This window comes from Novosphingobium sp. HR1a (assembly GCF_015594425.1).
In the GTDB taxonomy this organism is placed as follows: Bacteria; Pseudomonadota; Alphaproteobacteria; order Sphingomonadales; family Sphingomonadaceae; genus Novosphingobium; species Novosphingobium resinovorum_A.
In genome coordinates, this window is sequence record NZ_JABXWS010000101.1 from 37,455 (window position 1) to 44,039 (window position 6,585).

General features: G+C 61.4%; 8 protein-coding genes. 4 read left to right on the forward strand and 4 right to left on the reverse strand.

Features of this window, described 5'->3' with window-relative positions:
• Together HWN72_RS26500 and HWN72_RS26505 are read left to right on the forward strand one after the other, a co-directional pair.
• Window positions 1-882, forward strand: coding sequence for an NAD(P)H-binding protein (locus tag HWN72_RS26500; RefSeq protein WP_211151819.1), 882 nt, complete (start codon window positions 1-3; stop codon window positions 880-882).
• 244 nt (window positions 883-1,126) lie between these two features.
• Window positions 1,127-1,903 carry an alpha/beta fold hydrolase gene (locus HWN72_RS26505; protein ID WP_211151820.1) on the forward strand — a complete coding sequence of 259 codons (777 nt, stop codon included), beginning with the start codon at window positions 1,127-1,129 and terminating at the stop codon, window positions 1,901-1,903.
• Window positions 1,904-2,377: 474 nt separating this feature from the next.
• Here the strand turns inward: HWN72_RS26505 and HWN72_RS26510 are convergent, their stop codons facing one another.
• Window positions 2,378-2,842 (reverse strand): hypothetical protein, encoded by a 465-nt coding sequence (locus HWN72_RS26510; RefSeq protein ID WP_211151821.1) that lies wholly within the window; start codon window positions 2,840-2,842, stop codon window positions 2,378-2,380.
• Window positions 2,843-3,029: 187 nt separating this feature from the next.
• On the opposite strand from HWN72_RS26510, the gene HWN72_RS26515 reads away from it, so the two are divergent.
• Both HWN72_RS26515 and HWN72_RS26520 read left to right on the forward strand, forming a co-directional pair.
• Window positions 3,030-3,248 (forward strand): YHYH domain-containing protein, encoded by a 219-nt coding sequence (locus HWN72_RS26515; protein WP_211151822.1) that lies wholly within the window; start codon window positions 3,030-3,032, stop codon window positions 3,246-3,248.
• Between the two features lie 586 nt (window positions 3,249-3,834).
• Window positions 3,835-4,065 carry a hypothetical protein gene (locus tag HWN72_RS26520; protein WP_231958416.1) on the forward strand — a complete coding sequence of 77 codons (231 nt, stop codon included), beginning with the start codon at window positions 3,835-3,837 and terminating at the stop codon, window positions 4,063-4,065.
• A 218-nt stretch (window positions 4,066-4,283) separates the two neighbouring features.
• Here HWN72_RS26520 and HWN72_RS26525 read toward each other — a convergent pair whose 3' ends face one another.
• The 3 genes from HWN72_RS26525 to HWN72_RS26535 form a co-directional block, all read right to left on the reverse strand.
• Entirely contained in the window at window positions 4,284-5,243 is a 960-nt protein-coding gene (locus HWN72_RS26525) for a DUF2493 domain-containing protein (RefSeq protein ID WP_008828812.1), read from the reverse strand.
• Between the two features lie 467 nt (window positions 5,244-5,710).
• Window positions 5,711-5,926, reverse strand: a complete 216-nt coding sequence (locus tag HWN72_RS26530) for a DUF6117 family protein (RefSeq protein WP_008828811.1) — start codon at window positions 5,924-5,926, stop codon at window positions 5,711-5,713.
• Window positions 5,926-6,585, reverse strand: a 660-nt coding sequence (locus HWN72_RS26535) for a DUF2493 domain-containing protein (RefSeq protein ID WP_211151823.1), incomplete at its 5' end; no start/stop codon positions are given. The genes HWN72_RS26530 and HWN72_RS26535, both read right to left, overlap by 1 nt.

The following is a 6,585-nucleotide window of genomic DNA, read 5'->3' on the forward strand; positions in this document are numbered from 1 at the left end:
ATGATCAATTCCAAAGAAAGTGCCAAATCGCTCCGCATCGCGATTGCTGGAGCAACTGGACGCGTGGGCAGTGCGCTCGTCGAATGCCTTTCCGGCGACCCGGTCGAAATCGTCGCGCTCACTCGAAATGCGAGCGGCATCGACCAGGATGATCGGGTCCAAGTTGCGGAGATAGACTTCGACAACCCGTCGTCCCTGACAAATGCAATGCAAGGTGCCGACCGCCTATTCCTCTCGCACGGCACGTCTGATCGCCAAGTCACCAACGAGATCTTGTTGATCGACGCCGCTGTCGCCGCCGGCGTGCCCCACATCGTCAAGCTGTCTGCGATGGGCCCGCCAACGCGGCTCCACCCATTCGACTGGCATATGCAAATCGAAGCCCACCTAGCGAAGCAGGAGAGCGGTTACACCGTCCTGCGACCAAGCTCGTTCATGGACGTGCTGAATCGGGCGAAGGCCCAGGTCGTCGACGGGACCTGGGGCGGCGCTGCCGAAGACGGGGCGGTAAACCTGATCGACAGGAGAGATGTCGCCGACGTGGCGCGGATCGCACTTCTCCAAGGCCGATACGTCTCTTCGCAACGCGCGTATCACCTGACAGGGCCGGCTTCCGTCACGATGCCCGAAATCGCCGGTCTGCTGTCGAAATTACTCGGGCGAACCGTGACCTATCAGCGTCGCACTGCAGCAGAACACCGCATCGATCTTATCCGCGCTGGATCCACGGAGATGGTGGCGGACCTGCTGCTTGGTCTCGACCTCATATTCCGCGAGAGCGTCATGTCCGAGACGACGAGCACGGTCAGCGAACTCCTGGAAAGACCTGCTCGCTCGGTGTCCGACTGGCTCGCCGACAATCTAGACGGTTTCAAGCATTAGTCCGACTGTCACATTGCGCGAAGCAATGTCAGGCGGCTTGGTTCAAAACCTAGAGAGAGGTGGAGGGAGCGCTTCCGCCGGCCTCAACGCTCGCCTGAAGCAACCTTCCACGGGGAGGCCATGCGATACCAAGGTATCCCCGCAGGCCGACTTCCGCGTGATGGCGTCGGACGAGGCGAACGTCGATCAAACTGGCGCAATCTACCGGCCGCGACAGCGCGCCTTTTCAGGAAGGGACCAAACTATGCGGAAGCTACTGCTCGCGTTCGTCGCTCTGCTCGGTTTCGCCATGGCCATGCCGGCCACCGCCCAAACCGAGCATAAACCGGTGATCATCCTCGTTCACGGCGCCTTCGCCGGATCCTCGAGCTGGGCAGGTGTCATCGAGCGACTGCAGAAGTCCGGGTATCGCGTCATCGCTGCAGCCAACGGCCTGCGCAGCGTTAAGGCCGATGCCGCTCCGATCTCAGCGTTGGTTCATTCGATCAACGGGCCCGTGGTACTTGTCGGCCACTCCTACGGCGGCCCCGTCGTAACGGCCGCGGCGGAGGGTAATCCCAACGTGAAAGCCCTCGTCTATGTGTCCGCATTCGCGCCAGAGGCCGGTGAGACTTCGCTCGGACTGAGCGGGAAGTATCCGGGAAGCACGCTCGGCGACACCCTTGTGAGCGTTCCGCTCGCCGATGGTGGCGAAGATCTCTACGTGGAAACCGCGAAGTTCCACCATCAGTTCGCAGGTGACGTGTCGACCGCCGTCGCCGCGACGATGGCGGCCACGCAGCGGCCGGTCACCAAGGCCGCTCTGAGCGAAGCGACCACGACTCCCACGTGGAAGACGATCCCGAACTACGCGATCTATGGAACCGCGGATCTCAACATCCCGCCTGCTGCCATGAAGTTCATGTACGAGCGCTCGCACTCGAGGAAGACGATCGTGGTGCAGGGCGCTTCCCACTCCATCATGGTCTCGCACCCGGCGGAGGTCGCCTCTCTCATCGAGACTGCAACTCTGGCGCGCTGAGTTCCAGCGACACAAATCACGCTGCTCCGTTGAGTCCCAATCCTTATCCGGGTTTCCCTTGGGCACATCCTCGACTCCACAGACCGACCTCCGCTTACCGAGGTCGGTCTTCGGCGCTGCGACAAACTGCGATCATCGCACATCGGAGCGGTTGCCACGAACTGCGCCACCCGGTTCAGCCGGTCCTGCTGCGATTGCGTTTGAGCGAACGCAGTAGCCGTTGTCCCCAGAACGACCAGTACCGTTGCCAATCGTGCGAAGGTCCTCATTTTCTCACCCCTGCCAGCTCATCATGTAATGCACGTGCAAATACGCCGAGTCGCCAAGGCCATCATTCTGCTATTCCACGTTCTATCTCACATTCTCCGAAATCGCGAAAATGTGGGATAAATTTTCGGGCAACACCAAAAGTCAATCTGGAATGCTGTTCGGAGGCCAGAACTTGGCTTTTATTGCTCTCGGTCGTCGTGCCGTTCAGTATTCCGGCTCCTCACCACTGTCATAATTGCCGCGCATCTCATCGACCCGGCTCTCGAGGGCCTCATCATAGGCCCTGCCACCTTCGGAAAAGCTGTTGCTGTTGCCATCGACGGCATATCCGTGTTCGGCACGCCATTGCCACCCGGCTTCATGCCCTGAGCAGTCGACCGTGCAGCCATAGCTGCCGTCGTATTGCTGGGATGCCAGTTCAGATTCCGCCGCATCGCGGGCCGCGTCCTCATCGAAGGGTTCGCGCTCCCCCGCAGTTTCCTCGCCCGATCCTTCGGTGTCCGCTTGCTCAACCGAACTGAAGCTCCCGGCATTGTCATCACCAGAGGAGCCGGCTGCATCCTCTTCGCTGTCGCTGTCCCGGCTGGAACCAGCCGACGGCAAACATGCAGTTAAACTGCATGCAGCGACTACGGCCACCCATGCAAATGCGCACTTCTGCAGATTCAAAGCAAGCCCCCGCTCATGACCGCCAACCCACTACCGAATGTCTGATCCCCGTCAAACCTACATCGCAGATGGTGAAGTATTTAGGCCACTCTCTGAGAATTTTGACAGCGATCACTTTCAGTCACCGCGCTTATGGAAGTCTTAACCCCTGCAAATTCATCTCAGGTTTCTCACGTTGGAGACCACGATGACAGCGATCCTCGCAATCTGCGCCATTGTTCTTTCCGCAACACCCGCCCTGGCACACGAAGACACCAACACTGCAAAGCCAACCGCGATAGCCGCGCCGGCCACTAAGCCGCAGCAGGGCCAGTCGCAAACGCCCCAGCATAGCGGCGGCACGGATGCGAATGGCTGCCATAAGAACCATTCCACCGGTGAGTACCATTGCCATCGACCGAAGTGACCGGCTTCAAGTCTTACGCTGAGCTATAAAGCGTCATGTCGATTCTCCTCGTCGCCGCAGCCCTAGTCGCGGTTGCCCTCTTCACGGACGGCAATTCTCTGCAAAGTTCGAGCTTCGCTACGGCAGGTAATCACCCAAATTGGCGGCTGAACGGCGGACGACATGTCACCATTACCCGACGTTCGCAGAATAATGCTCACGCGCAGGCTCCATGCCGGTAACTATGCTTGCCTGCCTTCTTTCAGAATGAGAACAAAAAACCTTGCTTCAAAATCCCCCGGGGCACAAAATGTGTCCCAGCCTCTTCAGAAATTTCTTCTAAGTGGCTGAAAATGCTCGCTTTGGCGAGCAGCACCCGTGCGTACGGTGCATTAACAAACGGCCCTGGCCGTGCGTCCCTGCTTCGCAGCGGCTTTCCGCTGCGCCTGCCTCGTGCCGGCAGGCGCGCGGCGCCCCGAAGGGGCATCTTCGTTCTTTTTCGGCATTTTGCCGAGCCTTTCATTTTTGAGGTGTGAGACTGCCGGCAATTACGGCATCATCACTGCGTGGCGGGCGTGCCTCTCGGTGAGGAACAACAATGCCCAGAATGACTGATCGTGAAAAGCTGGCCAAGCTCGAAGCCGACCAGCGTAGCCTGGCCAGCGAGGCCGAAGCGGTACGCAAGGCACTACGACGACATTACGGTGAAATAGCCGGTGAGTTGGCTGTCGAGACGCTCTCCGAACGGGAGTTCAAGGACGTACTCACGCTCGCTATCCGGATCGGCGGGACCAAAGCTGTTACGGCTCTCAAGGCTGTGCCGGCGGCATCTCCGTGACAGTGAGAATTCGCCGGAACGGCGTCCCTGCGACGAGCACGGCGATAGCCGCGCGCAGGAGGCCGGTGTGCCAACGGCACGCCGCATCGCTTTGCGACGGACGGGCCCCCGTGGGGTCCCGTCCCTGAGCAGAGCGATTCTTACCGGCAGACAAAAAGCGTCGATGCACGAAGGGTTCACCTCCGTACATCGACGCTTTTGGGTCGTGCGCTCAGCGCTCAGCGGACCTGATCAGTGGCTTTCAGGAAGTAAGCCGGAATGCCGGCACTACGTACCAGCCGAGCGAGATGGGATTGCAGCCCGTTACCCTCGCAGACGAAAGCCTCAGCGGGGTTGAGCCGAACAAGTGCCTCATTGCGGGCGAACCCGGCCCTGCGCCCCAGCGAGCGCCAGCGCTCCAGCGTGAAGGCGACCACCTTGACCCCGGATCGCGCTGCCCAGGCCGCCGCTATGGCATCGCAGCCCTTTGTCTGGGCAGTGGTGGCAAGCACCATCTCGGGTATGCGGGTGCGGATCGCGTCGAGCCGTTCCCACACCTGCCGATGATCCGCCCACACCTGGCCTCCGGAGAAGATGACGACGGGGCCACTGGGAGCATGCGCCTCGTTCCGGCGGTTGCGGCGCGCGGCCAGGAAGTCGGATGCCGCGATAACCGACGCTGTCCGCTTGCTTGAGGCAAGCGTTCCGCGCGGGCTCGACCACGGGCGTCCGGTCTCGACGCGGTAGACCTCGGCGGCATGGTCTCGCATGCACGCGACCGCCTCGCGGGCCTCGTCGAGCCCTTGGCAGAGGGTCTGTGCATCCTCCAGCGTAGCGTTCGCGATCTCGCTGCCATCGTGCTCGCGGATCATGTCGCGCAGTTCACGTGCCGCCTTGTCGCCCTCACCGTCGAGTTGTTCGGCCACCTTGTGGAAGCTGTGCACGATACCCCAAGTGAGCCGATCAGCGACAGGCTGCAGACGCGTATCACGCAGGAGATCGAACAGCGTAGTGATCAGCATTTCGGTCGCCATCTGCGCTTCGAAGGCACCCGGCATATCGAGGTCCATCGCCTCGTCGGTGCGCACGATCCGAACTTCGCCAATCCGCGGAGAGAACGCATCCTCGAAACGATCGGTGGGTTCGTTGGCATCGTCACCCGGAATCTGGAAGGAATAGTGCGTCGTTGCAATGGTCATTTTGAACCTCCTTTTCTTGAAAGAGGTTCCCCCACCGGCGCGGGCTCCGAGCAGCGGGGTCAAGGATCGCGAAGCGACCGCGCCAGCGGCGATGGGGGTCACGATTTTGTCCGGCGGCCGCCGCGGTGCGTCGGGGATCTGCCGGTGATCCGCCGGGCAAAATGGTGGGGCCCCATCGTCCTTGAGGCCGCTGCGTTCCCGCGCCACACTTGGAGGACTTGATAGATAGAAGAAGAGCTGCCCTTGGCGGGGCTCGATGCCCCGGCAAGGGCATTGTCTCGGCAGGGCAATGGCTCACCGAAAGATTGGCTGGTCTAACGGCCCCATCAAGTGTCCCCATGCAGGGGCGCTCCCTCGCAGACAGGCAAGCTCACCGCCCAATTGGGGCTTGTCGTCTGAAGTACATCTGCCAGATACCGCTGAGCGTGCGACCACGCTTGTCGAAATCCGCACGCTCAGCGGCGCGTCTATGCCGGCGGGAGGTAGGCCTCGTAAGGGTTGCCGTCGTGGAGATGACCAAAGGGCGTCATGACATATTCGCCTGCGTCGTATCCCACAGCGCAGATGACATAGCGGGGTTCGCCTGTCACCGCATCGGTGCATTCCATCAACGCCAGATCACCATGCGATGCTGCGTCGAGCAGTGTCTGGAAATTCGCGGCATAGGCCTCCGGGATTGCCATCACACCCTCCCGCGCACGCGTTGGCGCAAAGCGACGGTATCCGCGGTCTGGTCCGTCTTGCGGAAGGCATGGATCGGTACCCCGGCTTGCCGAAGGGACTGGTAGAGGTTCGCCTGCACCCCCGAGCCTTCACACAACACGGCCTCGACCGGCCTCAGATCGACCAGCTTGCGATTGCGATCGAAGGCCTTCTTCATCCCCGAGCCGTAGAGGCGGAAGGCGACCAGCGGTACGTGCCGCCCTGCGCTGCCCGCCCAGCCTGCAGCGATCGCATCGGCCCCTGCGCGCTGTCCGGTGGTGACCAGTGTCATGTTCGGGACCCGGGCATGGATCGCGTCGAGGCGCTCGAAGATCATTGCATGGTCGTGCCAGACAGACGGACCGGAGAAGATGACGACAGGCCCTTGCGGATTATGCCGTTCGCGCGCCGCCAGACTCCTCGCCCGCAGAAAGTCGAGCGCATCGACCTGACTGGCGATGTTCTTGGAGGCGCGACTGCCGCGTGAAGGCGACCAGGGCCATCCCGACAAGGCATGATAGGTCGCGGCGGCAAAGTCGCGCATCGTCTCGATCGCCTCGCGCTGCTCGGCGACCGAACGGCAGGCAAGCTGCTTGTCCTCCAGGCTGCGTGCGTAGACCTCGCTCATTTCAGGATTGCG

Excerpts from the sequence above, each read along its gene's own strand:
- HWN72_RS26505 (WP_211151820.1), top strand. The coding sequence starts at position 1,127 with ATGCGGAAGCTACTGCTCGCGTTCGTCGCTCTGCTCGGTTTCGCCATG.
- HWN72_RS26530 (WP_008828811.1), bottom strand. The coding sequence starts at position 5,926 with ATGGCAATCCCGGAGGCCTATGCCGCGAATTTCCAGACACTGCTCGAC.
- HWN72_RS26500 (WP_211151819.1), top strand. The coding sequence starts at position 1 with ATGATCAATTCCAAAGAAAGTGCCAAATCGCTCCGCATCGCGATTGCT.
- HWN72_RS26520 (WP_231958416.1), top strand. The coding sequence starts at position 3,835 with ATGACTGATCGTGAAAAGCTGGCCAAGCTCGAAGCCGACCAGCGTAGC.
- HWN72_RS26515 (WP_211151822.1), top strand. The coding sequence starts at position 3,030 with ATGACAGCGATCCTCGCAATCTGCGCCATTGTTCTTTCCGCAACACCC.
- HWN72_RS26525 (WP_008828812.1), bottom strand. The coding sequence starts at position 5,243 with ATGACCATTGCAACGACGCACTATTCCTTCCAGATTCCGGGTGACGAT.